The 26,052-nt window shown below is 67.4% G+C and carries 17 protein-coding genes, 1 tRNA gene and 1 pseudogene; 4 read left to right on the forward strand and 15 right to left on the reverse strand.

The window, feature by feature from the left end; all coding sequences use genetic code 11:
• Nucleotides 1-48: 48 nt before the first annotated feature.
• The 5 genes from BKH28_RS04150 to BKH28_RS04170 all read right to left on the reverse strand — a co-directional run bounded on the left by BKH28_RS04150 (nt 49) and on the right by BKH28_RS04170 (nt 6,586).
• Nucleotides 49-1,149 carry an NAD(P)/FAD-dependent oxidoreductase gene (locus BKH28_RS04150; protein ID WP_075417607.1) on the reverse strand — a complete coding sequence of 367 codons (1,101 nt, stop codon included), beginning with the start codon at nt 1,147-1,149 and terminating at the stop codon, nt 49-51.
• A gap of 48 nt (nt 1,150-1,197) precedes the next feature.
• Complete coding sequence (locus BKH28_RS04155) at nt 1,198-3,249, reverse strand: M3 family metallopeptidase (protein WP_075417608.1); 2,052 nt, start codon at nt 3,247-3,249, stop codon at nt 1,198-1,200.
• A 106-nt stretch (nt 3,250-3,355) separates the two neighbouring features.
• Entirely contained in the window at nt 3,356-3,889 is a 534-nt protein-coding gene (locus BKH28_RS04160; protein ID WP_075417609.1) for a TetR/AcrR family transcriptional regulator, read from the reverse strand.
• On the reverse strand, nt 3,886-5,397 hold the full coding sequence (locus BKH28_RS04165) for an MFS transporter (RefSeq protein WP_075417610.1): 1,512 nt from the start codon (nt 5,395-5,397) through the stop codon (nt 3,886-3,888). The genes BKH28_RS04160 and BKH28_RS04165 overlap by 4 nt, the downstream gene beginning before the upstream one ends.
• A 49-nt stretch (nt 5,398-5,446) precedes the next feature.
• Nucleotides 5,447-6,586, reverse strand: coding sequence for a bifunctional GNAT family N-acetyltransferase/nucleoside triphosphate pyrophosphohydrolase family protein (locus BKH28_RS04170; RefSeq protein WP_075417611.1), 1,140 nt, complete (start codon nt 6,584-6,586; stop codon nt 5,447-5,449).
• 117 nt (nt 6,587-6,703) lie between these two features.
• Here BKH28_RS04170 and BKH28_RS04175 point away from each other — a divergent pair, with 117 nt between their 5' ends.
• Nucleotides 6,704-8,047, forward strand: coding sequence for a hypothetical protein (locus BKH28_RS04175; RefSeq protein ID WP_075417612.1), 1,344 nt, complete (start codon nt 6,704-6,706; stop codon nt 8,045-8,047).
• Between the two features lie 1,229 nt (nt 8,048-9,276).
• Here the strand turns inward: BKH28_RS04175 and BKH28_RS04185 are convergent.
• On the reverse strand, nt 9,277-10,674 hold the full coding sequence (locus BKH28_RS04185) for an MFS transporter (protein ID WP_081380030.1): 1,398 nt from the start codon (nt 10,672-10,674) through the stop codon (nt 9,277-9,279).
• A gap of 207 nt (nt 10,675-10,881) precedes the next feature.
• Here BKH28_RS04185 and BKH28_RS04190 point away from each other — a divergent pair, with 207 nt between their 5' ends.
• A complete protein-coding gene (locus tag BKH28_RS04190; RefSeq protein WP_075417614.1) occupies nt 10,882-11,436 on the forward strand; it encodes a DUF805 domain-containing protein in 555 nt (184 codons plus the stop codon).
• Nucleotides 11,437-11,501: 65 nt separating this feature from the next.
• Here the strand turns inward: BKH28_RS04190 and BKH28_RS04195 are convergent.
• Together BKH28_RS04195 and BKH28_RS04200 are read right to left on the reverse strand one after the other, a co-directional pair.
• Nucleotides 11,502-11,592: transfer RNA gene (locus BKH28_RS04195), tRNA-Leu, on the reverse strand.
• Between the two features lie 113 nt (nt 11,593-11,705).
• A complete protein-coding gene (locus BKH28_RS04200) occupies nt 11,706-12,617 on the reverse strand; it encodes a D-hexose-6-phosphate mutarotase (RefSeq protein ID WP_075417615.1) in 912 nt (303 codons plus the stop codon).
• 69 nt (nt 12,618-12,686) lie between these two features.
• Between BKH28_RS04200 and BKH28_RS04205 the strand changes: the two genes are divergently transcribed.
• The gene (locus tag BKH28_RS04205) at nt 12,687-14,147 is read left to right on the forward strand and encodes an AI-2E family transporter (RefSeq protein WP_075417616.1); all 1,461 of its coding nucleotides are present in this window, start codon (nt 12,687-12,689) and stop codon (nt 14,145-14,147) included.
• 12 nt (nt 14,148-14,159) lie between these two features.
• Here BKH28_RS04205 and BKH28_RS04210 read toward each other — a convergent pair whose 3' ends face one another.
• The 5 genes and pseudogenes from BKH28_RS04210 to BKH28_RS04230 form a co-directional block, all read right to left on the reverse strand.
• A complete protein-coding gene (locus BKH28_RS04210; RefSeq protein WP_075417617.1) occupies nt 14,160-17,564 on the reverse strand; it encodes an error-prone DNA polymerase in 3,405 nt (1,134 codons plus the stop codon).
• Nucleotides 17,561-19,949: pseudogene (locus BKH28_RS04215) on the reverse strand (DUF222 domain-containing protein). Before BKH28_RS04215 ends, BKH28_RS04210 begins: the two are co-directional and overlap by 4 nt.
• Before the next feature lie 347 nt (nt 19,950-20,296).
• Nucleotides 20,297-21,103, reverse strand: coding sequence for a hypothetical protein (locus BKH28_RS04220; RefSeq protein ID WP_075417618.1), 807 nt, complete (start codon nt 21,101-21,103; stop codon nt 20,297-20,299).
• Nucleotides 21,100-21,774 carry a SatD family protein gene (locus tag BKH28_RS04225; RefSeq protein ID WP_075417619.1) on the reverse strand — a complete coding sequence of 225 codons (675 nt, stop codon included), beginning with the start codon at nt 21,772-21,774 and terminating at the stop codon, nt 21,100-21,102. Before BKH28_RS04225 ends, BKH28_RS04220 begins: the two co-directional genes overlap by 4 nt.
• A 116-nt stretch (nt 21,775-21,890) precedes the next feature.
• Nucleotides 21,891-22,538 carry a thymidine kinase gene (locus BKH28_RS04230; RefSeq protein WP_075417620.1) on the reverse strand — a complete coding sequence of 216 codons (648 nt, stop codon included), beginning with the start codon at nt 22,536-22,538 and terminating at the stop codon, nt 21,891-21,893.
• 146 nt (nt 22,539-22,684) lie between these two features.
• Here BKH28_RS04230 and BKH28_RS04235 point away from each other — a divergent pair, with 146 nt between their 5' ends.
• Nucleotides 22,685-23,422: a phosphatase PAP2 family protein gene (locus tag BKH28_RS04235; RefSeq protein WP_075417621.1), complete on the forward strand. Its 738-nt coding sequence runs from the start codon at nt 22,685-22,687 to the stop codon at nt 23,420-23,422.
• Here BKH28_RS04235 and BKH28_RS04240 read toward each other — a convergent pair.
• A complete protein-coding gene (locus BKH28_RS04240) occupies nt 23,387-25,087 on the reverse strand; it encodes a DNA polymerase Y family protein (RefSeq protein WP_075417622.1) in 1,701 nt (566 codons plus the stop codon). The genes BKH28_RS04235 and BKH28_RS04240 overlap by 36 nt on opposite strands.
• Entirely contained in the window at nt 25,084-25,998 is a 915-nt protein-coding gene (locus tag BKH28_RS04245) for a hypothetical protein (RefSeq protein WP_075417623.1), read from the reverse strand. Before BKH28_RS04245 ends, BKH28_RS04240 begins: the two co-directional genes overlap by 4 nt.
• Nucleotides 25,999-26,052: the final 54 nt, after the last annotated feature.

Genomic DNA, 26,052 nt, shown 5'->3' on the forward strand with positions numbered 1-26,052 from the left:
CCGCACAGCGCACAGGTGGACGGCATTGCCGGACCGCGTCGTCTCCGATCACGCCTCCGGCTCGACTCCCAGCTCCTGGCGGATGAAGCCCAGGAAGAGGTCCTCCCCCTTGATCTTGCTGGTCTCCTCGGGGCCGACGACCACGCGCACACCGTCACGCAGGATCTGGGAGGCACCGCCGTCGGGCCCCAGGGGCAGGATGATCCGTTCGGTTGCGGGCGTGTAGGTCGCGGAGGGCTCCCGGCCCGCGATGATGTCGGCGATGTTGCTGGCGACGACTCGGGCATGGGCCCGGGCGGCGTCAGCGCGCTTGGACTCGCGCACGTCGGTGATGTCGCCGATGGCCCAGACACCGGGGTGGTCCACCACCCGCAGGTACTCGTCGACGCGGATCGTGCCGTCGTAGTGGCGCACCTCGTCGTAGTCCTCACTGAGGAATCCGGTGGCGGCCGCCGATCCGTAGGCACGGAACCACATGTCGGCCTCGAGCTGACGCCCGCCCTGGGTGGTGACCCGGAAGGGCGAGAGCACGCCGACGTCGACCGGCGGCAGGAAGCTGAGGGAGTCACCGGTGACGATCTCCACCCCGCGCTGGGTGAGCTGGTCGGAGATGGCCTCACGGATCTCCGGCTTGTAGTCGCCAGCAGGAAGAATCCTGTCGGCGGCCTCCAGCATGGTCACCTTGACGTCAGGGAAGGCCGAGGTGATCTCGCCGGCCAGCTCGATACCGACGGCGCCTGCGCCCACGATGAGGACTCGCGAGGACTGCTCAAGGTTGGCGTGAACGCGTTCGATGCGGGCCTTGGCGATGACGGAGGGGGACTCCATGTGCTTGGCGGGGAAGGGGTAGGCGGTCCCGGTGGCCAGCACCAGGTAGTCGGCCTCGATCTGCCCGTGACCGGAGACCTCGACGGTGGTGCCTCGCACAGTCAACGCCGTTCCGTGAACGACGTGCCCGTTGGTCAGAAGCCGGTCGTAGGGCAGGAAGATCTTCTCCGCCCAGTCACGGTCGACCGCCGCGCGCAGCGCTGCGGCATGGCTGACGAAGGTGTCCTTCTGCTCCACGAGGGTGACCTCGGCGACGTCGTCGAGGGCCTTGGCAGCAGTGATGCCACCGTATCCACCGCCGACGATGGTGACGCGAGCCATATTATGTTCCTTCCGGTGATGAGAGGGTGAAGATGCGAACTGCGTCCATCAGGCCAGTCCGCGACGTTGAAGAAGGGGCAGGATGCCGGGGTCGCGCCCGGTGAAGGCGCGATAGGAGGCCAGAGGGTCTCGGGAGTCGCCGCGGGAGAGGAACTCGCGGCGGAAGAGCTCTCCGGTACGGCGGTTCAGGCCGAGGTCTCCGCTGATCGCGCCATCGGTGGTGAACCACTCGATGGCGTCTGCATCCATGACCTCGCTCCAGATGTAGGCGTAGTAGGCCGCGCTGTAGCCTCCGGCGAAGACGTGGGAGAAGTAGGTGGTGCGGTAGCGGGGAGGCACGAGCGCGTCATCGACTCCGGCCTCGGCCAGAGCCCGGTGCTCGAAGTCCTCCACCTCAGCAACGTTCCTCGGGATCTCGCTGGGGGCCAGGGTGTGCCAGGCCTGGTCGAGGAGGGCGGCTCCCAGGTACTCGGTGGTGGCATAGCCCTGACCGAAGGTGCCCTGACCACGCAGCTGCTCGGCGAGCTCGGGCGGGAGGGGCTCACCGGTGTCCACGTGGCGCGCGTAGCCGGCCAGCACCTCGGGGTGAAGCGCCCACTTCTCATTGAGCTGGCTGGGGAACTCAACGACGTCACGGGGTACGGCGGTTCCGGAGGCTGAGGGGTAGCGGGTCTCGGAGAACAGCGCGTGCAGGGCGTGCCCGAACTCATGGAAGCAGGTGATGACCTCGTCCCAGGTCAGCAGAGCCGGACCGGAGGTGGGTCGCTCGATGTTGCAGCAGTTGATGACGACCGGTTTGCGGCCGGTGAGTGTTGAGCCGGTGACGAGACTGTCCATCCAGGCGCCGCCGGACTTGCCTGCTCGGGCGTAGTAGTCGCCGATGAAGAGTCCCAGAACCGGTGCCTGGGAGTCCTCGCCGTCTCGCACATCCCAGACCTTCACGCCCGGGGCGTACATGTGCTCGGCCAGGTCCTCGCGCTCGTGGAAGGTGATGCCGTAAAGACGATTGGCGGCGTAGAAGACCCCCTTGGTGACGACGCTCCACAGCTCCAGGTAGGGGGCCAGGACCCCGTCGTCGACGCCGAAGCGCTCCTTGCGCTCAGCGGCCTCGTAGAGGGGCCAGTCGGCGGGGCCGAAGGTCTCGCCCGCCTGGGTCTGCGGATCCAGGTCCATACGGGCGGCGTAGATCCGGGCGTCTCTGCGGGCGTTGGCCATGGCCGGCGGCGTGAGCCGTCCCAGCAGCTCCGAGACCGCCTCGGTGGTTCGGGCGGCGGACTCCGCGGCTACGAGGGCGGCGTGATGCGGGAAGCCCAGGAGGGCGGCCCGTTCGGCGCGCAGAAGGGCGAGCTCCAGAACGATGCTGCGGGTGTCGCCGGAGGCGCCCTGCTCCCCCAGCCCTCGACTCATGGACTTGTCCAACAGGGCGAGCCTGGCGCTGTGGGGCCGGGTGGAGGCGAGGGCCGGTGGCACCGTGACGTTGGTGACCCCGGCGGCATGCATGGCCTCGGTGGCCAGGACGGAGAAGCGCATCTTGAGCGCATTGACGCGGGCGTTGATCTCCTTGAGCGCGTGCGCCTCCGCCTCCTCCAGGCCGACGCCATTACGTTCGAACTCCTCAACAGTCAAGCGGATGAGGCGGGCGGCCTCGGCGTCGATGACGGTGCCGTCGGCGTCGCACGCGTCCTGTCCGTCAGGGGCTGCGGCAACGAGGTCGTCGAGGGCTTTGAAGCGGCGGTAAAGACGTGAGTCGAGGTGATAGGCGTCGGAGTGGGCCGCCAGCTCGGGAGCCAGGGCCTCCTCGAGCTCGTCGAGGTCCGGGCAGTCGGTGGCGGAGGTCAGGGCATCCAGAACGGTCAGCGCACGTTCCAAGAGCTCACCGGATCGCTCCAGCGCATCGACGGTATTGGCAACGGTGGGTTCATCCTCATTGGCGGCGATCGCCTCCCACTGCTGACGCTCGGCCGCCATTCCAGCACGAATGGCCGGTTCGATGTCGGCGTGGTCAACGGCTGTGAAGCCGGGTAGTCCCAGGTCGAGCGGCCATGGCCTGGCGAAGACGTTCGACTCCGGGAGGTCGGTAGCGTCGGTGGTCTCGCTCATGGGCCCATCGTGCCATGTGACCGGAGCTTCTCAAGAACAACAAGCAGACTCGTGTGGGTCATTAGTCCTTATCTCGTCCGTGTCGCAGGCAGTGAAGAGCTTCTGCTCACGGCACGTTCCCGGCGGCCAGGGATACGATGAGATCAGCGATCTCGGGATCGTCGGGGTCCTGACTGTCAGTGTCGACGGCGCGGTTGGCCCACCATCCGTCCACGGCCAGCAGCGCCACGCGTTGCGTGGCAGTGAGCTCACGGAGCTCACCCACCCACTCCCGGCGCAGCGTGTTCCAGGCATCCTTGAGCATCTCCGCCTCCGGCGTGGCCGAGAGCATGAAGCTGACCTCGCCGGGCAGGATTTCGCCGTCGAGGACTGAGCGAGTCAGTGCCTCGATGCGCTCGGTCCGGCTCGCCTCCTCCAGGGGCCCGCCCAGCGCAGCCAGGGCCTCAGTCCGCCACCGCTCCAGGAACTCTGCCGCGATCCCCTCCAGGAGCTCGGTCTTGGTGCGGAAGTGATAGATGACTCCGCCGCGGCTCAGACCAACGTGCTCAGCCAGGGTGTCGAAGGTGAGTGCATCGAAACCGTCACGGTGGGCGAGCTCGAGCGCCCCCGTGATGATGCGGTCCCGTTTCGAGGTTCTCATGAGCTCTCCTCACTTGCCGCTGGGATATGACGCGCAGCCATCACACCCGCGAACAGGAGGATACCGGCAGCGATCACGGCGGTGGCCTGCATGGCGCGGGTGAATGCCTCTCGGGCCTGAACCATCAGCTCGGCCTGCCCGGGGTCACCCGGATCGATGACACCCGCCAGGGTGGCCAGGGACTGCTCGGCGGCGTCGGCGACCCGCCCCGGGAGCCCGGAGGGGGCCTGTCCGAGCAGGAGCCGGTAACCGACATCCTGAATCGTGCCGAGCACCGCGATCCCCAGGGCTACTCCCAGTTCGAGTCCGGTCTCGGAGATGGCGGAGGCCGCTCCGGCGCGGTCAGCCGGCACCGCCCCCAGGACCGCTCCGGTGGAGACCGTGAAGGCCAGGCCGATGCCTGCGCCGATGATGAGCAGGCCGACGCAGATCACCACGATTCCGCCGTAGGACTCCCCCAGAGCGACCACAATCAGCCCCACCGCGGCTATGAGCAGGCCGCTTCCCAGCGCCCGACCGTTGCCGAGTCGGCGCACCACCGCGGCCACGACCGCGACAACGACGATGGAGGCCAGTGATGCGGGCACCTCGGTCAGGCCCGCTCGGAGCGTGGAGTAGCCCCGAACGAGCTGGAGGTACTGGGAGAAGAAGTACAGCAGACCGGCCAAGGCGAAGATCGCCAGGACAGTGGCCGCAATCGCCCAGGTGAACGCGGGGCGGCTGAAGAGCTCGACGTCGATCAGTGGTGTTTCCAGAGTGCGCTGACGCCTGATGAACAGCCATCCGGCGGCGAGGCCGCCCACCAGCGCCGCTACCGCAACGGCCGTCAGGCCGTCGTGGGCGAAGGACTTGACGGCGTAGGTGATCGGCACGATGGCCAGGACCGACAGGACCGCGGAGGCCAGATCCACCGGGGCGCCCTGCTCGTTCTTGGACTCCGGCAGGAGCCACAGGCCCGTGACGATGACGGCCGCCATGACGGGAACGTTGATGAGGAAGACGCTGCCCCACCAGAAGTGCTCGAGCAGGACTCCGCCAACCAGCGGCCCCAGGGCGGTGCCGCCGGAGCTGCCGGCGGACCAGATGGCGATGGCGGTGGTGCGGTGGCGGGCATCGGGGAAGATGTTGCGTATGAGCGAGAGGGTGGAGGGCATGATTGTGGCGCCACCGACACCCAGCAGGGCTCGAACGGCGATGAGGGCTCCCGCGCTCGGCGCGAAGGCCGCCATGATGCTGGCGGCCCCGAAGCCGAGCGTCCCGACGAGCAGGAGGCGTCGCCGACCGATGCGGTCGGCGACATTACCCATGGTGACCAGCAGGCCGGCCAGGGTGAAGGAGTAGATGTCGCCGATCCACAGCAGCTGGCTGGCCGTCGGGCTCAGGTCGGTACTCAGTGAGGGGATCGCCAGCGCCAGCACCGTGGAGTCAATGGCCAGCAGAGTGACGGCAAGAGTCAGGACGGCCAGGGCCGCCCAGGCGCGAAGTCCGGGGGTACGAGTCACAACCATAACTTTACTATATGCACAGTAAAGTTATGGTCGCACCGATGGCTCTTTCTCAGCGCAGGCGCCGACGGCGCAGCACCTCAGCCACATCAGGTGCGAAGTAGTCCGGCCCCTTGAGCACCTTGCCGTCCTCGCGGTAGACCGGCCGGCCGTCGGCGCCCAGCTTGGACATGTTGGAGCGCTGCACCTCGGCGAGCACGGCCGCCAGGTCGATCCCCGTCTCCAGGGCCATGCCGTAGATGACGTAGATGAGATCCGCCAGGGCGTCGGCGGTCTCGACGGTGTCACGAGCACCGTCGTCGGCAGCCATGGCTCGGCGGTAGCTCGACTCGATCTCACTGCGTGCCGCTCGCCCGTAGACGGCGCCGACGAGCTCGGCGAACTCCTCGGCGATGAGGCTCATGCGCATGTCGAGGCTCTCGCGCTCGAGGCTGGCACCGTCGGTCTGGATGGGAAGCCCGTAGACATGGTGGAAGCGGCGCACCAGGGCCTCGGGGTCGTCACCTTCCCGCTCTCCGACGCCGTTGTGCGCCACCAGGGGAAGCACGTCGTCTGCGCCAACGGGCCCGTCCCAGGGAGCTTGCGGCTCACGCGGGTCCTCGGGCAGTAGGGTGGCGATCCAGCCATCATGGAGGCGACCGTCGTTGGGCAGGAAGCGGCGCACTCGCCCTTCCCGCTGGAAGCCGAGGGACCAGGCGACCTTCCAGGAGGTCCAGTTGGGCACGGGGCCGCGGCTCGTCTCATGGATGTCGCAGCGCCACCTCAGCGCGGACAGGTTCAAGGGGCCCTTCGGGTCGAAGGCCATATCGATGAGGGCGGCGACGGCACGGGTCATGGTGCCGCGCCCGCGCGCCGCAGCAGCGAGCCAGTAACCGACCTCGCCGGTCCGAGCGTCCTCAGGGCCGCTCAGGGTGATGCCGAGCATGCCCACCAGGTGCGGAGAGGCGCCGGCGTCTGCCTCGCGGATCGCCCAGGTGAGCTCGCGCCCCTCGCTCCAGCCCTTGGCCACGACCTGCTCGACGAAGAACTCTGCGTCGCTGCGCTGATAGCTGTGGGGGACGAAGGTCCACTCCTGGATGTCCGCGTCCTGGCAGATCTCGGTGATGCGGTCGAGGTCGTCGCCGGTCGGAACCGACAGGACAAGAGCGGGCAGACCGGCATCCGCAGGAACAGTCATCTCAAAGGGATCCATGGGAGACGATGCTAACGCCTCCCCCGTCTGCGCTCCTGATGGATTCCCCAAAATCATCTCCCAGGACGATTCCTGCCCTATGCTCACAGGCGAAGCACCAAGGAGAGAAGAGCCTGCGTGAGCACCACCCCCTTGTCAGAGAACCGCCGTCACGGTCCCGCCATTCCCCGCTGGATGCTGCCCTCAGTGAGGGTACGCAGACGCGGCGATGTCATCACGGTCGAGCAGAGGGTTCCCGCCCGCGTGGAGAGCATTCACACGAGTCGCAGGGATGACTCCAGTAGCCTCCACGACGAGCATCAGACTCCGATCTATGAAGCCGGACTGGGATCTCCGACATCAGTGGCACTCGTCAAGGAGCGTCTGACCATTCCGGCCAGTGCGGCAAGTAAGCAGCAGGTTCGTCAAGCCGTAAACCACGCCATCGCCGCCTACGACCCGGGCACGGCGGCGCTGTCCGTTCAGCTCAGTGGGGATGCGCTGCTGCGGCTGCTGCAGACCGTCGCCGCGCTAGGAATGGCGGGATTCGGCCTGTACCTCGCCGTCTCCCTCCACCGAAGCCCCTCCATCTCGCATCCGGGCGATCCCTTCGCCGGCATTCAGAAGGTCTTGACAGTTCTTCCCAGCGTCTTCGCCCTCGTTGCACTCGCCATTGCAGTCGTCGGCGCTCGTGCAGCATGGGCCCTGCGCACCCCGAAATTCGTGGCCGAGGAGCAGTGGGGGCTGTTGCGTCAGACCCTGACCCAGTTGGCAGGGCAGGAGCCCGGCTCGTCGCGCCCCCTGGACATTGAGGCCGGCCTGCGCCGGGATCTCATCACTCACCCGAACGGAGACTCCCTCACGCGAGGAGTCACCCGTGACGGGCGCATGGGTCCCCCATGGCCGGATGCCTACGACGTCGCCAAGCGCGTGAGGCAGGGCCGGCGCACCCTCATCGGCATGACCGTCTTCGCCTCAGTCTTCCTGACCGTGGGGGTTTTGATCTTCCTGCTGTTCATCGCCGCCGGACAGCTCACACTCATTCCTCTGCTCGGCGGCGTCAGCGTTTTCGGTGCGATCCTCTCCCACACCTCCCGGCAGTGCGACCGCCTTCTCGTTTCCTATCCCAGTACGATGCCCGGAGAGGAAGAACCGCGAGAGCTCAGCTGGGAGGATGTCGACACCGCCTCCTTACCCGCGTGGTGCGATGCGCGCCGGCGCGAACGCTACTGGAACCTTGCTGCGATCGTGTTCATCATTGAGTTCGTCGTGGCTATTCTCGCCATATTCGCCTCTGTGATGCTGAATCAGACTGCTTTCTCGACCAGCCCCTCCTCGCAGGAGGCTCACACCTACGCACTGATACAGAACTCGGTCCTTGCGCTGGTCGTCATCGCTGTAGCACTCGCCACCGTTGTGATCGGCAGGCACTGGATACAGCAGAAGGACAGCGAACTGCGCCACCAGGCAGGACTCATCTGAGTTCTGCCCACACCCCACGGAGACAAGCCCACATGAGTATGCCCAGCCCCGTACCTGCAAGTCGTCGTCATGGCCCCGCAATCGCACGCTGGAAGCTCCCTGCCGTGCGAGTACGTCAGGAAGGCGCAGTCGTCACGGTCGAGCAGAGGGTCCCGGCCCGCGTCAGCAACATCTCGGTCAGCGCCTCGTCTGATGGCGGGACCACGCGCACGTACTACTACGAGTCCGGGCTCGGCTCCGCCTCCAGGCTCCCCCTGGTTCGTGAACGGCTCACAGTGCCGGCATCCATTGCCGGCCAAGAGCAGATTGAGCAGGCGGTCAAGGCCGCCATCTCCTCTTACGATCCGGGCACTGCGGCGCCTGGCCGGCAGTGGGGTCCGGGAATGTGGAGCAGGCTGGCTATAACCGGCTTCGGAGTTTTCTTCTCCTTCATCGCATTCTCCATTCTCATCATAGCCACACCCATGATGAGAATCGACGATGAGGCTTACGGCCATTCCTTCGCATTCGGTTCACCATTACTGCTCATACCTGCTGGATTCATCGTCCTGGGCGTGCTCATCACGGTTATTGGGCTCCGGAGCACCTGGATCCTGCGGACACCGGACTTCGTCGCCGAGGAGCAGTGGCAGCTCCTACGCTCAGTCCTCACCCAGATAACTGGGCAGCAGCCAGGATCGTCGCGCCCGCTCGACGTTGAAGCGGGGCTACGTCCCGACCTCATCACCCGCCCTCATAGTGAGACGCGCAGGCGGGGAGTCACTCTTGATGGCCGTATGGGACCGGCCTGGCCCGACGCCTACAGTGTCACCAAGACCGTCAGAAGAGGCAGAGTAAAACTCCTGCTCACCTCATCCCTCATGATCCTCGTTTTTGCCCTGATCTACGTCTTCAGTGGAGTCGGGGCAGTTCTCAGCACCGACCGGACGATCTTCGCCATTCTGGTCTGCACAGGAATGGTCGGAATAGGCCTGATACCGTCGTTACAGGCCTGCGACCGGCTCCTGGTGGCTTACCCGACGCAGGTTCCCGGAGACGACGCGCCTCGCCGCATAGGCCTTCGAGATGTCGATGTTGACAATCTTCCCGGTTGGTGCGCGGCGCGCCTTCGACAGGACTACTGGAACGCGGCAGCGGCCGGTTTCTGGGTCCTGTGTGCGGCAGGAGGCGTCCTGGTCTTCATTCAACGCCACTCAGAACGCTCAACCGACGCTTCAGCGGTATCAGCGTTATTCCTGAGTCTCCCCGTGTACATCGGACTCACCGTGATCGCCACGGCCACCACCGTTGTGGTCAGTATTGTCTGGGCGCGTCACCGGGACGCCGGACGACGACGCCTCGTGGGACTGGCCTGACCCTCGCGTCCGCCCTGTCTCCTCGTCCCCGGCAGACCTGCGGTGCAGGACCGGCCAGCAGGTGACCATGATGAGGCCTCCCAGCAGGCCGTAGGCCAGAGCCACCCACAGTCCGTGGTCGTCAGCGAGCCGGCCGACAACCGGAGGCGCCAGAAGGCCTGTCAGACGGGCCAGCCAGGACACGATGGTCAGTCCCAGCCCGGGCGGAAGCCCTTCGACGTCGTCGGCGGCGGAGTAGGCCACGGGTACGGCGACGGCGCACCCCGCCCCGGAGATCGCCATCCCCAGCAGCGTCCCGGTAACGGAGGAGAGCAGGAGGGCGATACTCATTCCGAGGGTGACCAGCGCCCCGCCCCAGGCGATCACGGCTCGCTGACCGACAGCGTCGATGATGCGGTCGCCCACCAGACGCCCAATGATCATCATTCCTTGAAGTGCCACCAGCCCCAGCCCAACCCGACCGGCGCCAGCACCCTGCTCGGACAGAAGCAGGGACGACCAGTTCATGGCGACGTCCTCGGGGAACATCGAGGCGGCGCACAGCAGACTGACAACGATGAGCACGAGGACCGTGGCCGGCAGGGCGCCACGAGGCAAGGGCGCCGAGCTCATCTCGGGGGTGCCGTCGAGATCCTTAAACGGATCGGGGGCGCGATCAGCGCGGTCGTGCCCAGGCAGGAACCAGCCCGCGAGCAGGGGACCTCCCGAGAGGCCTAACAGCACCGCCGCCGTCAGCACCATGTGAGTTCCCAGTCCCACTCCGGCTCCGGCCATGGCCTGACCCATGGCTGCTCCTAGGACCGCCCCCAGTGACCACGAGGCGTGGAAGCTCGTCACAATGGAGGTTCCCCAACGGCGCTGGACCCGCAGCCCGTGGGCATTCTGTGCGACATCGACAATGGAGTCCGTCCCTCCCATAACCAGCAGGCAGGCCGCCAGGACGACCCACGACCGAGCCAGCCCCACTCCGAGGAGGGCCAGAGCCACCACGATCATGCCCAGGCTGGCGACCTTGGCCGAGGTCAGGCGGGAGATGAGCCATGACGCTGCCAGCCCCGCCACAAGAGCCCCGACACCGGCTGCGGCCACGGCCTGTCCGAAGGCACTCTTGCTCAGCCCCAGCCCCGCCACGATCTCCGGGAAACGCGGCACCAGGTTGGCGAATCCCAGACCATTGGCCAGGAACACCAGACAGACCCCGGCGCGCGCACGTAGCAGCTCGGGACGGTGCTGCGCGCCCGGAGGAGTGCTCACTGGGGTAACAGAGCGCATAAAGGCTCACTCTACCGGGACGGCCGCCCTGCGATTCGGTATAGGGACTACTCCCCACCGTGGTAGCAACGACGAAGATGACGTGCCCAGTTCCCTTCCCTTAGGCTGTTGGACGCATGCCGTTCTGAAACTAGAAGACGCATCCACTCGGATGCCTCGACCATGAAGGCATTCACAACTCCCTACCCCGTCTCACTTGGAGGATTCATGTCCTACGGAAGCGGCCCCGCTCCCTACGGAGAGCAGCCGTCCTACGGCGGCCAGGCACCCTATGGCGGCCCAGCCCCCTACCCGGGTGGCCCAGCACCCTACGGCACCCCCAACCAGTTCGGGGCTACGTCATTAGCCCCCGACGTCGCCCCACTGCCTGGCGCAAGCATCGGCGAGGCCGCCAAGCGCTACTTCCAGCGCTACGCCCAGTTCCGAGGCTATGCATCTCAGGCCGAGTTCTGGTGGTCATTTCTACTGTTCCAGGTGCTCATCCCCCTTGGTCTCTACATACTGGCAGTGGCCATCGGTGCTTCGGCAGCAATGTCTGGCGCTGAAGAGATGCCTTTAGCACCGCTCATCATCTTGGGTCTGCTCATACTCTACGGTTTCGCGATCATTATTCCGTCGCTCGCAATAATGGTCCGTCGCCTTCATGACACCGGGCAGTCGGGGCTGTTCCTGCTTCTCTACTGCGTTGGACTGGGAATCGTGCCGCTCATTATGTGCTGCATGCCTCCCCGCCCCGACCTCTACCGTCCCGAATGGAGCTGACCGAGGTCTCCTGACGGAGACGCGATGATCCCCGGAACCCTCTGGTTCCGGGGATCATATGTTGGTGGTGTCCGAGGGGGGACTTGAACCCCCACGCCCGTTTAATAAGGCACTAGCACCTCAAGCTAGCGCGTCTACCTATTCCGCCACTCGGACTTGTGTTGTCTCCTCCGCCTTTCAGCGGCCTCGCCAGGACCTCGCCCCGGCGACGCAGAGAAACTTAGCATGACGGCCACCGAGGCCACCAAGTCACGTTCAAGTGCTTCCCATCACACTCCGGTACTCTCGACGCTCAAGGTCACCTGCATCGACCAGCTCGCCCCAGCAGCGATGGTCGGAGCGTGCTCACGCACCGCTCCGCTCTCGACACACACCATGGCGGGGAACTCGTCGTCAGCCATGTCCGGCAGCGGGGTACTGTACGTGGACCAGGGGTTCCACACGATCGTTGAGGGCGCGTTGCGCTTGTCTACGCGGATAGTGCGCTGATGCCCAGGATCAGTCACGGTGATCGGCTCGGCGGAGTCGTAGATGCGGTCCACGGGTCCGGAGATTGTCACATCGCCTTCCTGGACGTGGCGGGCCTCCTTGGGACTGCGAGCCAGATTGTCACTGCAGGAGGCGCCGGCGAGCCCGCTGATGACGCTGGCGGTGACGTCGTGGACTGAGAGGTAGGTGTGGGCGGCCGCCTCCACCGTACGGGGCTCGGTCCCCTCGTTGCGCAGGCTGAGTCCCAGGCGCAGAGTCTCACCGACCTCGACCTCGTAGAGCGCCATCAGGCGGTCACGGCTGACGCTCAGAAGAGCGCGGACACCGCCGCCGTCGGTGGTGGTCACCGTGCGCAGCCGCCAGGGGGCGATGCGAGCCCACCCGTGCTTCGGTACGGCGTCACCGTTGATGCCGACGCCGAACTCCGGCAGGCACAGGGGGATTCCTCCACGGATGGCGGTGGAACCATCGAAGACCGCCTGCCGTGAGGTGAAGATGACCTCCGAGCCACCGCGCGGCACCCAGGAGGTCACGGTGGCACCGTGGAGGTAGATCTCCGCGGCTCCGGCAGGAGCGTCGATGAGAAGTCTCTGCTGTCCTCCCCGCCCTGGCCCCAACGCGGCGGTGCGAGGCAGACGCATCTGGTTCGTAGAGGTGGGGCGCGTCGGATTGCCGACATTCGGGGCGGTCATGGGGCCACGCTAGTAGGCTGAAGATGTTTCGTCAGCCCGATGACCAGCGAAGGACTGAACGTTCACCCCATGACAACAAACAGCTCTCCGTCACAGGATCCGACGCAGGACACGTCGACCGAGGTTCCCGAGTCCTCACAGAGCCCCGGCTCCCAGCAGACGGCTCAGGGGCCCGACTCGGAGAAGAAGTCCTCCCGGGACATCCTCAGCAGCAGCGGCCTGCTGAGCCGGCTCAAGAATGCCCGGACAGCACTGGACCGGGGCATCGACTGGGCGGAGAGACGCAGGCAGGCGGATCGCGACCACCAGCTGCGCTGGGAGTCGGACTCGGACAAAGACGTAGCGGTGAGGCCAACCACTCCCCCGGTGTCCACCACCCATGTGCGCGTGGCGCCCTCGGTCTCCTTCCCGGAGACGGTGACGACCCGCTCCACGATCATGGACTCCTTGCCCGCCTGGCTGGTGCGGGGCGGCATGGGGGCCTGGCTGGGCCTCGGCATCATCATTGTCATCGGTCTTGTCTTCTACGCCACCTCACAGGTGATCCCGGTCTTCGTCGGCCTGTTCATGGCGCTGGTGTTCACCTCGATCCTCCAACCGATGGTCAACCTCTTCGCCAGGATCATGCCCCGCTACCCGGCAACCTTCCTGGCACTGCTCAGCACCATCGGTGCCATCGCCGGACTGGTCACGTACGTGGTCACCTCGGTCACCAGTCAGTGGAACTCCCTGGCATCCCAGTTCGGTGATGGCCTCAACACGATCATGGAGTTCCTGGAGAACGGGCCGCTGCACCTGACACAGCAGCAGATCTATCACCAGTTCCAGCTCTGGTTGCGTCAGGGGCAGCACTATCTGCAGTCCAATGCCCCCTCCCTGGCCTCGGAGTTGCTCTCCAACGCGAGTGCGGTCGTCGATGTGCTCACAGTCCTGGCCCTGGCACTGTTCGTCACCATCTTCTTCCTCGCCTCCGGGGGCAGGATGTGGCGCTGGTTCCTCAACGAGCTGCCTGCCACGATGCGGGAGTCGACTCACCGGGCCGCGGGCGCTGGCTGGTACACCTTCGCCGGTTACGCCCGTGGCACCGTGCTGGTGGCACTCACCGACGCCATCATGGCCGGGATTTTCCTCCAGCTGGTGGGGATCCCGTTGGCGGCACCCCTGGCGGTGCTCGTATTCATCGGCGCCTTCATCCCGATCATCGGCGCTCCTCTGGCGATGATCGTGGCCATGGTGGTGGCCCTGGCCTCCGGCGGCTTCGTCACCATGATCGTTGTCGGCGTGGGGGTGGCGGGGATTGGCCAGATCGAGGGGCACATCCTCCAGCCCCTCATCATGGGGCGTCAGGTTTCGCTGCATCCCGTGGTGGTGATCATCGGCGTCGCCCTGGGGACCTACGCCGCCGGTCTGCTCGGCGCGATCGTCGCGGTTCCGCTGATCAGCGTGCTCTGGTCCGTCTATTCCGAGCTGCACACCAAGGACGCCCCGGTCACGGGTGAGCTGCCCGCGTACTCCTCCCGCAAGGAGTGAGAGGAGCCGCTGTCAGCACCAGTCCCGGCTGCCGGTGCCGGGGACACCGGGGAGGACCTGGAGGTGCTCGGCCATGAGCGCGACGACTCCGTCTCCCTTCTCCACGGTGCCGCGCACGATGAGGGCCACGGCACGTCTGCCGACGCTGCGGTAGCGGCGCCACATGCCGGCTCTGCAGGCGACGTTGAGCAGGCCGGTCTCGTCCTCCAGGTTGAGGAAGATCATGCCGGAAGCCGTGTGGGGGCGCTGCCGGTGGGTGACGACGCCGGCGACCCGCACCCGGCTCCCATGCTCCTGACCTGAGAGATCGGCTGCGCTCAGCACGCCGTCGGCGGCCAGTGCGGGGCGCAGCAGCCTCAGGGGCGAGCCGTGCGTGGACACTCCGGTCAGGCTCAGGTCGGCGGCCTGGCGCTCACGGTCGGTCATGGTCGGCAGGGTCGGGGCCTGGGCGCCGACAGCGGTCCCCGGAAGCGTGGGCTGACACCACGCGCCTTGTCCTCGACGGGAGGAGTCGCGACGGCGGCCGTGCTCGTCGGAGAGGACCCCGGCAGCCCACAGGGCCTGGCGGCGCTCCGTCCCCAAGCCGTCCAGGGCTCCTGAGGCGGCCAGCGCCTCAAGGCGGGAGCGGCTCAGGCTCACGCGTCGAGCAAGATCGGCCAGGTCCCGGTAGGGGCCGTGGGCACGGCGCTCGGCAACGATGGCGTGCGCAGCCCGCTCCCCCAGGCCCTTGATCGGGGCCAGGCCCAGACGCACCGCGAGGTCATCGTGGACATCGAGGGCGGATGGGGCGGCGGGATGAGGGCTCAGCGGTTCCCACTGGCCTGATCGATCTGCATCCCGGTGGTTCTCCCGCTGCTCGACGGTGGCCTGTGCCAGTGAGCGGTTGATGTCTGCGGGCAGGACGCGCACACCGTGGCGGCGGGCGTCGGCGACAAGGGACTGCGGGGACCAGAAGCCCATGGGTTGAGCGGCCAGGACCCCGGCATAGAAGTCCTCGGGCTTGCGCACCTTGAGCCATGCCGAGGCATAGACCAGGTAGGCGAAGGAGAAGGCGTGGGACTCGGGGAAGCCGAACTCGGCGAACGACCGCAGCTTGCTGTAGATCTGCTCCGCGGTGGGCGTGTCGATGCCCTGGGACCTCATTCCGGCTATGAGCTTGTCGCGGAGGGCATCCATGCGCTCGATGGATCGTTTGGCCCCCATGGCCTGACGCAGGGTGTCGGCCTCGGCGGGGCTGAACCCCGCGGCGTCGACGGCGATCTGCATGAGCTGTTCCTGGAAGAGGGGCACTCCCAGGGTCTTGGTCAGGGCGGGTTTGAGGGAGTCGTGCAGGTAGGTGATCTCCTCACGCTTCAGCCGGCGGCGGATGTAGGGGTTGACGGCGTCGCCCTGGATGGGGCCGGGGCGGATGAGGGCGACCTCGACGACGATGTCGTAGAAGGTCTGGGGGCGAAGTCGGGGCAGGGTGGCCATCTGGGCACGCGACTCGACTTGGAAGACCCCGACCGTGTCCGCGGCCGTGAGCAGTCTGTAGACGGCCGGATCCTCCTCGGGGAGAGTGTGCAGCCCCCAGGGGCGGCCGGACTGGGAGGTTCGCGCCTCTCCTTCCGTCACGGCGTCGGGAACGGTCTGTCCTCGCTCTGCCAGTGTGGTGAAGGCCAGACGCAGGGCAGTGAGCGCTCCCAGGCCCAGAAGGTCGAACTTGACCAGCCCGGCCTCGGCGCAGTCGTCCTTGTCCCACTGGAGAACCGAGCGATTGTCCATGGCGGCCCAGCGCACCGGGCAGACCTCGGTGACAGAGCGGCCGCACAGGACCATGCCTCCGGGATGGACCCCCAGGTGGCGGGGCAGCCGCAGCAGCTTCTCCGCGATATCGAGGACCGGCTCGGGAACCTCGTCGCTCTGCCCAGTCAGCCCTCCGGGGCGCACCGAGGTCCATCGCTCCATCTGCTTGGCCCAGGTGTCCTGCACGCCGGCGGGGTGGCCGAGGGCTCGGGCGGCGTCACGGACTGCGGATCGGGGCCGGTAGGAGATGACGTTGGCGACCTGGGCGGCACGCTCTCTGCCGTATCGGGAGTAGACATGTTGAATGACTTCCTCGCGGCGGCAGGCCTCGATATCGAGGTCGATGTCCGGGTAGCCGGCTCGCCTCGGGGACAGGAAGCGTTCGAAGAGCATCTGGTGCCTGACGGCGTCGACGGCTGTGATTCCCAGGGCGTAGCAGACTGCGGAGTTGGCCGCCGACCCTCTCCCCTGGCACAGGATTCCCGACTGCCTGCAGAACTCGACGATGGCGTGCACGATGAGGAAGTAGCCGGGGAATCCGAGGGACTCGATGACCTCGAGCTCGTGGTTGAGCACCTCCCAGGCCCGGGGGTGCTCCTGCGGGGTGCCGTAGTGGCGGGTGGCGCCTTGGCGGGTGAGCTCGCGCAACCAGCTGGCTGGAGTATGTCCCTCTGGGACATCGGCATCGGGCAGGCCCGGAGCGATGAGCGACAGGTCGAAGGCGAGGTCCTCGGCGAGCTCGGCGGCCAGATCGACGGCGTCGGGACTGCGGCGGTGGAGCAGAGCCATGTCCTGGGCTCCTCGTAGCCAGCGGCCGATGGCGGGTAGATGCCCGCGGGAGCCTTCCAGGTCGGTGACCAGGCGGGTTGAGGTGAGGACGTCGGCGAGACGGGCGTCGGTGGGACGGGCGCAGCGCACCGCTCCGGTGGCTACGAGGGGCAGCCGGTGGTCGTGAGCCAGGCGGGTCAGGGCCTCGGTGAGGGCGGCGTCGGTGGGGCCTCCATCCAGGGTGAGCTCAACGGCCAGGCCGATAGCGGCGTCCCCTTCCACCTGTGGGCGACCGGTCGTGGATCCGGCGCCTAAGAGGTTGCCTCGGTCAGGAGCGGCGAAGAGATCGGCGAGGTGACCCAGGCAGGCGTCTGCCGCCTTCAGGTCCCAGGTGCCGGGGCGGCGAGGGTCGCCCAGCGCCCGACGCAGAGGACCGTTGGCGGTGCCGGTGAGGATGAGGCAGGTTCCCGCGGCTCCCTCGGTCCGGCCGGTGGGGTCAGTGCGGAGAGCCGAGGCGAGCGTGGGCAGGTCGTGGGCCGGTTCTCGGCGTTCCCCTGTGTCCAGGTTGTGCCGAGAAATGGCGGATACCAGGCGACGGTAACCGGTGGGGTTGCGAGCCAAGGCGGGCAGGTGGGAGCCGTCGGACAGGGTGAGCTCGGTGCCGTGAATGGTGGGCAGTCCGTGGGTACGACCCGCCTGGGCATGCTTGACGATGCCGGGCACGCCGTCGTGATCGGTCAGGGCGAGGGCCTCCAGACCGAGCTCGACAGCGGCCGAGGCCAGGTCATCGGGCTCGTTGGCCCCGTCGAGGAATGAGTAGGCGGAGTGGGCGTGGAGCTCGGCATAGCGGTGTCGACTGGTCATGTCTGTCCGTGGCATCTGGAGTGTGAGAAGGGTGGGGCCGCGTCGATGAGGGGTGCGAGTCCGAGGGTGTGGGTGGCTTTGGGGTAGGGGGTGGTCTCGTAGGCTCCGGCTTTCTGGCCGGGTTGGGGGCCGCGGGTCTCGAGGCGGGGGCTGCGGCTGCTGTTGGTGTTGGTGTTGGTGTCGAGAGCGGTGGGGGCGTGGACCTGGTCGTCGAGTGTTCTGTCAAGAGCCCGGTTGAAGCGGTTGAGGATGTCGGGGCTGATCTGCTTGCTCAGATCCCCCGGTACGACGGTGCCGGGGACGTAGCGCTGGTGGGGCCCGACCCTCTTGGGGTGGCGGGTGATGGTGCCGTCTGGGTGGCGCTGGTAGACGGTCCTGTCGGGGGTGTGCCAGGACAGTGTCCCGTTGGCCTGGTCACGGGTAAGGGTCCAGCCAGGGGTGTGCTTGAGGCGGTGGTGGGCCTCGCACAGGGTGGCGAGGTTGTCCAGGCTGGTGGTTCCGCCCTGGCTCCAGGCGGTGAGGTGGTCGATGTCGCACCGGCAGGCGGGGGTCTGGCAGGTGGGGAAGACGCAGGCCCGGTCGCGGGGCGCGTACCAGGTCGGCCAGGCCGGCCGGAGGACGGTAGCGGGTGCGGCCCACGTTCATGACGGTGCCGCTGACCGGGTCGGTGATCAGGCGCCTCCAGGTCCCGCCGGCGGCCAGGGCCCAGGCAGTCATGGCCGGCACCGCCGCGCTGCGCGCCCCGACCCACACCTCAGCGACCCCGCCCGCAGCAGACAACGAGGCAGCGGGATGGGAGACGGGAGCAGTCGAGCACGGGGAGGCGGGAGTGGCCGGGCCGGGTCCGGGCAGACTCCTCCCACTAGTGGTGGGCAGAGTTCTCCTTACAGGTTCAGAGTCGTCAATACACTTACTGCCCTCGGGGTCACCGCTGCTGGCGGGGTCTCCCGGTGGTGCCAGGCTGTTCAGGGGGACGGTGACCTGGACGTCGATGTGGATGTTCTTGGGGAGGGGGAGGTGTCCGGTGCCTGAGGGTGTCCACCACGGGCTGGCGGACCCCACCAAGGAGCTCAAGCTGCTCAGGAGGCCTTCCAGGGGCACTCCGTCAGGCAGCAGACGACCCAGGGAGGCAGAACGCCTGGGAGGAGCTAAGGAGGCAGGCACTGGACCCAGCTCACTCAAACCGTCAAGACCACCACCAAAGCCACCGGCGCTGCCCAGACCGTCACTACCGCCAGTGCCGGCACTGGTGCCGTCGTCGAAGGCATGCGTGGTCGCCTGGTAGGCGGTCTGCTGGCTGGTGCGTAGTGTGGACAGGGCCATCGAGGTCAGGGCGTCGGCGCGCAGCTGGGCCGGGGTGCGCTGCTCGCCGCAGGCCCGCGCGCTGGCGGCGATCGCGTCCGGGGTCGCGTCCAGCAGCAGCGCATCCATGGTCGGCAGCAGCAGGCGGACCTGGGAGACGCCTTCACCGGCGGGCCTGGGACGCGACACGCACCGACGCTCCTGGTTGGCCCGGACGCGCTCCCTGTAGCCGGTGGGGTCTGTCTCCATCAGGGCCCGCTCAATGTCGCGTCCTACCTGGGACACGCTGCGCCTAGGAGCCTGAGGCAGGACCCGCTTCTGAACGGCCAGCGCCATCGGGGCCGGCACGTCTCCCAGGCAGCGAGTCACCAAGGACGCCTTGGCTGCATCCAGCACCCCGCACCGCTCCATGGCCTCAACCGGACTGAAACCCATGCTCATCAGGGCGCTGCCGTGATCCACGATCTGCCCGGCCCGACTCCGAGACAGACCCAGGCGAGCCGACAGCAGGCAGGTGGCGTTGAACCTGCGCTCCTCAAACCCCACCACCGACGAGACCCGACCGTCCGGCCCCCACTGACCCGGATGAGCAGACAGCTCACCACAGGCGGTCAGGCACGCCGCCGCCAGGGACTCACCCCACGACGCCCACGCCACCAGACGGTGACAGGCCGCAGCCAGCTCCCCCAGATCCCGCGCCCCCAGGCCCATGATCCCCGAGGCGCCGGCCTCCTCCACGGACACGACCCTGTGTCCCTCAGCGGCAGCCACCAAGGCCGCATCGTCCCCGCTGTCGCCAGCGAACAAGCCCTCGCTATCAACACTGCCGGCACCGTCAGCATCAGAGCCCTCACCACCACCGCCGCTGTCGTCGTCGTGGTGATCCTGGACGGTGACCAGCAGGCGGGCCAGCAGCCCCTCCACCACACCGGCCAGCGCTCCACCAGCGACCAAGGACCCCAGCAGACCCGCCACGTCCTCAGCGCAGCCCACAGCCCCCGCCGACGCGCCCCCGGCAGGCACACCCAGCACCCCGGCCGCACCACCGACCGGGACATGAGGAAGCACACCATCTTCGAACATATGTACAGTATAGCCTGAGCCCCCCCCCACCACCTGCACACCGAAACGGGCTCCAGAATCGCTGGAACAGCAACGAAAACCTGGGGCTTCGACCTTCCTGGCCCCAGGCACACGGAGACGGAGTGGGACCGGCCCTTGCCTCACGTCCCGAACTCGCCCACCTGAACCGGCCAACCGGTTTGGGTAAGCCGGTCCGGGAAGTCCGGTCCGGGTGGGCTAGTTCAGGAATGCAGGTTCGAGGCGTTCGGTTCGGGTGATCCGGTTTGGGGCGCTCGGTTTGGGCTGGTGGGTTCAGGCTGGGCTGAACCCACCAGCCCGACCCCACCTCCTCCCCGACGTGACGCGACTCAGGCGAGGTGAATGGTCACAGCGCCCAGGACCGCCAGAATCCAGGAGACGAAGGAGCCGATGAGGAACTCCTCGGCCTTCTGCCCCGCCTTGTCCTCGCTGATCTCGGGGAATCGGATCACACCCTTGGCGGCAACAATTGCGGCGATGGCAGCAGGCGCCTCGACGGAGGCGAGCAGGAGAATGAGGATTCGCTCAAGCGGACCGATCCAGCGCCCGCCACGCATTGAGCCCCCCAACCCATCCTGCCTCCCGCTCTCCTGCGAAGGCTCGCAACCAGCCGCAACAGCCTCCCCGCCCTCCCGCGAGGAGTGGCGAGCAGCAGCAAGGATGTCGGCGACGACTCGATTGGCCGGAGCAGTCAGGAGGACGATGATTCCGACGGCGACGCTCATCTTGGCGGCCCGAGATCCAACCGGCTGAGACACGACGACGCAGAGCCCCACAGCGAGGAGCAGCAGGCCCGCGTGGACAAGGCGGACATGCGGTTCCAGCCGATTCGCGCGGTCCTCGGAGGCGCCCCGCCCCACCTGCTCCTGCCGACGGGACCTCAACAAGTTCTCCCACCGGGCCTGTGAAACCAGGCCGCAGCACATCCATGCGGTGACCACCAGGATGATGACGACAATGCCTCCTGCCCCAAGATGAAGAATGGACCACCCGACCAGGACGCCAAGAGCAGCGACCGCAGACACCCCCACCAGCAGTCTCACCCCGGCGGGCATCCGGGACGACCTCCCACCCGCCCAGGCGGAGCTGTCAACCACGGAGGCGGCGGCAAGCAGCAGAACGAGCAGGGCCGTCATTCTCCCCCACCCCTCCCACTCAACCCATCGAGGAGCTTTTGAACCTCCAGCAAGGAGGAACCAGCACTACGAGCGAATTCAGACACGGCCTGCTGACTCACCTTCTCCTGACGGGCCACCTCAACCTGGGTCATCCCCATGAGAAGTCCGGCCATCATGCGGCGCTGACGTGGCTGAAAGCGGAATACCGCCTGGTCACGCAGGATCAGGACGGAGTTAACGAGCCCCTCTCGCTCGCTCTGCCCCCCTCCTGAGCCGCTGACCACATCCGGATGAATGCGCAGCCAGGTACGCACGAATGCCCTCCCCTCATCCTGGAGGCGATGCGCGCTCTCAATCGCCTCACGTGCAGCCCACCACGCCGAGCCGTCCTGAATCAGACGCCCCGCCACACCCTCAACCTCGGAGATCGTTCCGACACCGATACCGAAGCGAAGGCCCAACCCTTCGGGCAGGAGGAGGTGTGTGCGCAGGGTGAGAGCAAGCGCGTCGGCGAGAGTCGTCGAGACTGCTTGCAGCTCATCACCGACCGTGGCATACGGGCGCTGCGTCAACGCCAGACCTTCAGCGGCCCGGTCCAGAGTCTCGTGAATGACGCGTTGAGCGCGCCTGCGATCAGGGAGGTCGCGCGAGCGGATGATGTCTGCGATGAGTGCGTAGGAGACATTCACAGTTTCACGATAACGCTTGTAACTCCTTAAGTACAAGGAATATCTCGGAGTGAGGGGCCCGCCCCCTCGGTGAGCCTTGTACTCCCGCCAGCACAAGCACAGTCCCGGAGCCCGGCTCACCGATCGGGAAGGCTCCCACCGGCAGCGAGGTAGCACTTGCCGCACAGCGACTCGTAGGTGACATCCCCGGAGTCGATGGCCACCTGATCGCCGTCGAAGACGAATGACTCCCCCACCTTGCGGGCATTGAAGATGGCCTTGCGCCCGCAACGGCAGATGGTTTTGAGCTCTTCCAGGGAGTGGGCGATCTCCAGCAGCCTCCGTGACCCGGGAAAGCTGACTGTGCGGAAGTCGGTGCGGATCCCGTAGGCCAGGACGGGCACGTCGTCGATCAGCGCGATCTCCATGAGCTGGTCCACCTGGGGGGCCGTGAGGAACTGGGCCTCATCGACGAGCACGCAGTCAAGAACCTCTCGCAAGGACATGGCCTCCTGCGGAGCATCAACCTCGTCGCAGACGGGCCGTGCACCGGCCAGAGCACGCCGGTGCACCAGGGTGCGCAGGTCGTCGTCGGTGTCGACGATAAGGTCGACACGACGCGACACCCCGAGCCGGGAGACGACCGAGTCCTCACCCTTGGTGTCGACTACCGCCTTGAGAATCAGGACACGCTGACTGCGCTCCTCGTAGTTGTAGGCGGCCTGGAGCAATCCCGTGGACTTACCGAAGTTCATGGCTCCGTAGCGGAAGTAGAGCTTGGCCACGCGGGTCCTCCTGAACCGGATCAGATCACTCGGGCCGGATGCTACCCGCCAAGCGAGCCAGACACAGGCAACACACCACGACGTCACTCAGCCGGCCCATGGCGCACGCATAGCCTCGTCCAGACCAGCACGGATAACCTCCCCTCATGCTCTCACTCGACCACCTGCCTCACACCTGGCGCACCAGGCAAGCCGGCACACTGGCCGCGACCGCCGTCATCACACTGTCGCTGTTCTCCTGGCTGGCCCTGACCACGAGCTCCGGGACGGGGCTGGCGCCTCACGACCAGAGTGTCACCACCTGGGCCGTGGATGAGCGCCACCCGGCTCTGACCGTCATCATGCAGGTGTTCACCGCCCTGGGATCCACCGTGGGACTGACGATCCTGACCGCGATCTGCGCCGTCCTCCTCTTCATGCGGGGCCACCGTATGCGCGCACTGATCCTGACCCTCACGATGGTCGGCTCCAGTCTGTTGACGGTGGCGCTCAAAGAGACCTTCAGGCGTACACGCCCCTCGACAGACACTCTTCTGGGCGATCCCGCCTTGACCACCTCCTTCCCCTCGGGGCACTCCTTCAACACGGCCGTCTTTGCAGGCCTGCTGGCGGGGATGGTTCTGACATCCACTGCGGCGACCCTGTACCGGGCCCTGGCGATCATGGCGGCGGCAGGGGCGACCCTGCTGGTGGGGACCTCCCGCGTCTACCTGGGCTACCACTGGATGACCGATGTTCTGGCCGGCTGGTCCCTGGGACTGGCCTGGCTGTGCCTGGTGACTCTGGCGCTTCTGTGGCTGAAGGGGCGACGGCGCCCAGCCCCTGCGACCACACCATCAGATACCTTCTCAGGAGTAGACGGCATCGAGCCACCACCGGCCTGATCGCACCAGCAGGCGGGGAGGCCCGACGTCGGTAACCACCTGGAGGTAGGCACGGCGCGAAGGCCCTCGAGAAGTCCACCAGCCCTCGTCGACCGGCCAGGGACCGGCCCACAGGAGCACGGACTCCATCCGGGGCGCACTCTCAACAGTATCGTCCTCAGCGTCATCCGCACCGTCGTCGACGCTGAGGAAGCCGGGGACGCCGTCGAGCTGACCGTGGATGTCGACGCCGAGCTCTCTCCCCCGAATATCGGTGAGGCACACAGGAACCGGCCGGGGCAGGACGACAGAGGGCGAGGGCTCGGGCAGAGCACCACTCCAGGGCGCCGGTTCATCACCCGCGGCCCCGCCTACACCTTCACTCTCACCCCAGGGGATCATGCGTACCCGCGAGCGCGGGTCGCGCCCGGGAACGACCTTGGGAACCAGGATGCTTCCGGCTCCCAGGAGGGACTCCACACGCTCGGCGGCGCGGCGGGCGCGCGCCTGGGCCTGTTGTCCGGGCGCTTGCCACAGTCCTGCCTGGGAGGTTGTGGCCGGGCTCAGCTCGAGGGCCGTCAGGCTCAGGTGGGTCAGTCCGGAGGAGGGCGGGCGTCCGGAGCGTCCGGAGAGCCACCCCTCGAGCTGCCAGCGCACGCGGTCGGTGAGCTCGGTGGGGGTGGGAGTGTCCTCCAGCATCCAGGTTCGGGCCAGGTCGGTGCCGTCCTCGCAGCGGGCGGCAACGCAGAGGCGTCCGACGGCGAGCCCTGCGGACAGGAGGCGGGCCGCCAGGTTCTCGGCGAGGTGGCGGGCGGCGAAGGCTGCGGTGTCCGCGCGTTCCACGGGAGGGTCGAGCTCGGAGGCGACGGTGATGTCCTGAACCGGCCGGGGCATGGCGGGGGCCTCGTGGTGGGTGCCGGCGGCCAGGTGGTGGAGTCTCTCCCCCAGGGGGCCGAAGCGGGTGGTGACGTCTTTTCGGGGCAGGGCCGCCAGGTCCGCCAAGGTGCGCAGGCCGAGTCGGGTGAAGGTCTCCAGCAGGGGGCGGGCGTCGCGCCGTAGACGGCTGAGGGGCAGGCAGCTCAGGAGTGCGTTCAGGGGCCAGGGGGCGAGGAACTCCGGGGTCCGTCCTGGTTCGACGATGACGCCTCGGCGGGCGGCCAGGACGGCTCCGGACAGGGAGTCGGCGATGCCGATCTGGCACTCGACGTCGGCCTCCTGGGTGACGGTCTCCACGAGGGCTGAGGCGAGGGGTTCTTCTCCGCCGATCCAGGCGGCGGGTCCTCTGACGCCGGACAGGGCCAGCCCGGGGCGGGCCACCATGGGGTCCGCCAGGAGCGAGCTGAGGGCCTCCATGACGGTTTCGAAGGCGCGGCTTTGGCGTTCCTCCTGGGGAGGCAGAACGGTGAGCTCGGGGCACAGGGACCGGGCGGTGCGCAGTCGCATGCCGGTGGCGATGCCGGCGCGGCGAGCCGGGGCTGAGGCGGCGAGGACTCCGCGAGCACCGACGACGGCGACGGGCTCGGTGGCCGGGTCCGGCAGGTGAGGGGCTTCTTGGCGTGCGCGGGAGTGTCGACGCTGCTGGCGGGCCTCCAGGGTGAGGGCGACGACGGGCCAGTCGGGGACCCAGATGGCCACGAGCCTGGAGGCGGGCGGCCCGGACGGCGAGGTCGGTTGTGGCGGGTTCATCCGGCAGCCTCCTGCGGGTTGGAGTCCGGATCGACGGTGTCGACGGCGTTGTGGGAGCCCGTGCGCAGTCCTTCGGCGGACAGTGAGAGTGTGAGCTCTTCGGTCGCGGTGAGTCGTGGGCGCTGCGGGTCGGTCAGGGTCCAGCTGAGGCGTTGCAGGTACCCGGCCGGCATCTCGACGGCTCGCACCGGGGCGGGTGAGTCTCCTCGCCCGATGGGAATGACGACGGCGTCGGCAGAGGGCTTTCCGGGGGTCTCCACCGGAGCCTGAGCGGGAGGTGTGTTCTTGGTTCCGGTGTCGGGGGTCAGGGGGCCGGCATGGAGGTTGCGGGCGCCTTCCCAGTGGGCGGGGGTCAGGATGAGGTGGCCGCGTTCGCGCGCCCGGGCCAGCAGGCGTCTGCGGTGCTGGGGGCGCAGGCGTGCGGCGACGGCGGCGCCGATGAGGAGGGCATCAACGCCGTCGAGCAGAGTGGCGGTGACCGTCAGGATGGAGCCGTCCTCGAGGAGGGATGTTGGAACGGTGAGGACCCGGTTGAGGTCGAGTCCGACCTCGGTGGCTGCACACCAGCCCAGCTCGTCTCCCCCGATGACGCCGCACCAGCCGCCCTCTCCCTGGCGCAGGGCGAGAGCGGCCAGGAGGAGGGTGGTGGATCCTTGGAGAGTGAGGACGCCGGAGTCCTGCCAGGCCGAGAGCGCCGTGGAGGATGCGGGAGAAGTGGGGGGTGCTGCCCGAGACGAGTCGACTGATGCGCTCAACAGGGTGCTGGTCGATGCCGAGGAGAGGGCACGCTGCACCTTCAGGGCCGCTGAGTCACGCAGTCCGGTACGCTCCTCGGCCAGTCTCAGGGCGAGGCGGGCTCGACTGAGGCGGTTCTGGGCGCCTGATGGCGCACGCGTTGTCGAGGCTCCCATGACACCCCCGTTTCTGTACATACGTTCGACGGATGTGGTTCAGGATAACGCTCC

The sequence above is a fragment of the Actinomyces oris genome (assembly GCF_001937665.1).
GTDB lineage: Bacteria > Actinomycetota > Actinomycetes > Actinomycetales > Actinomycetaceae > Actinomyces > Actinomyces stomatis.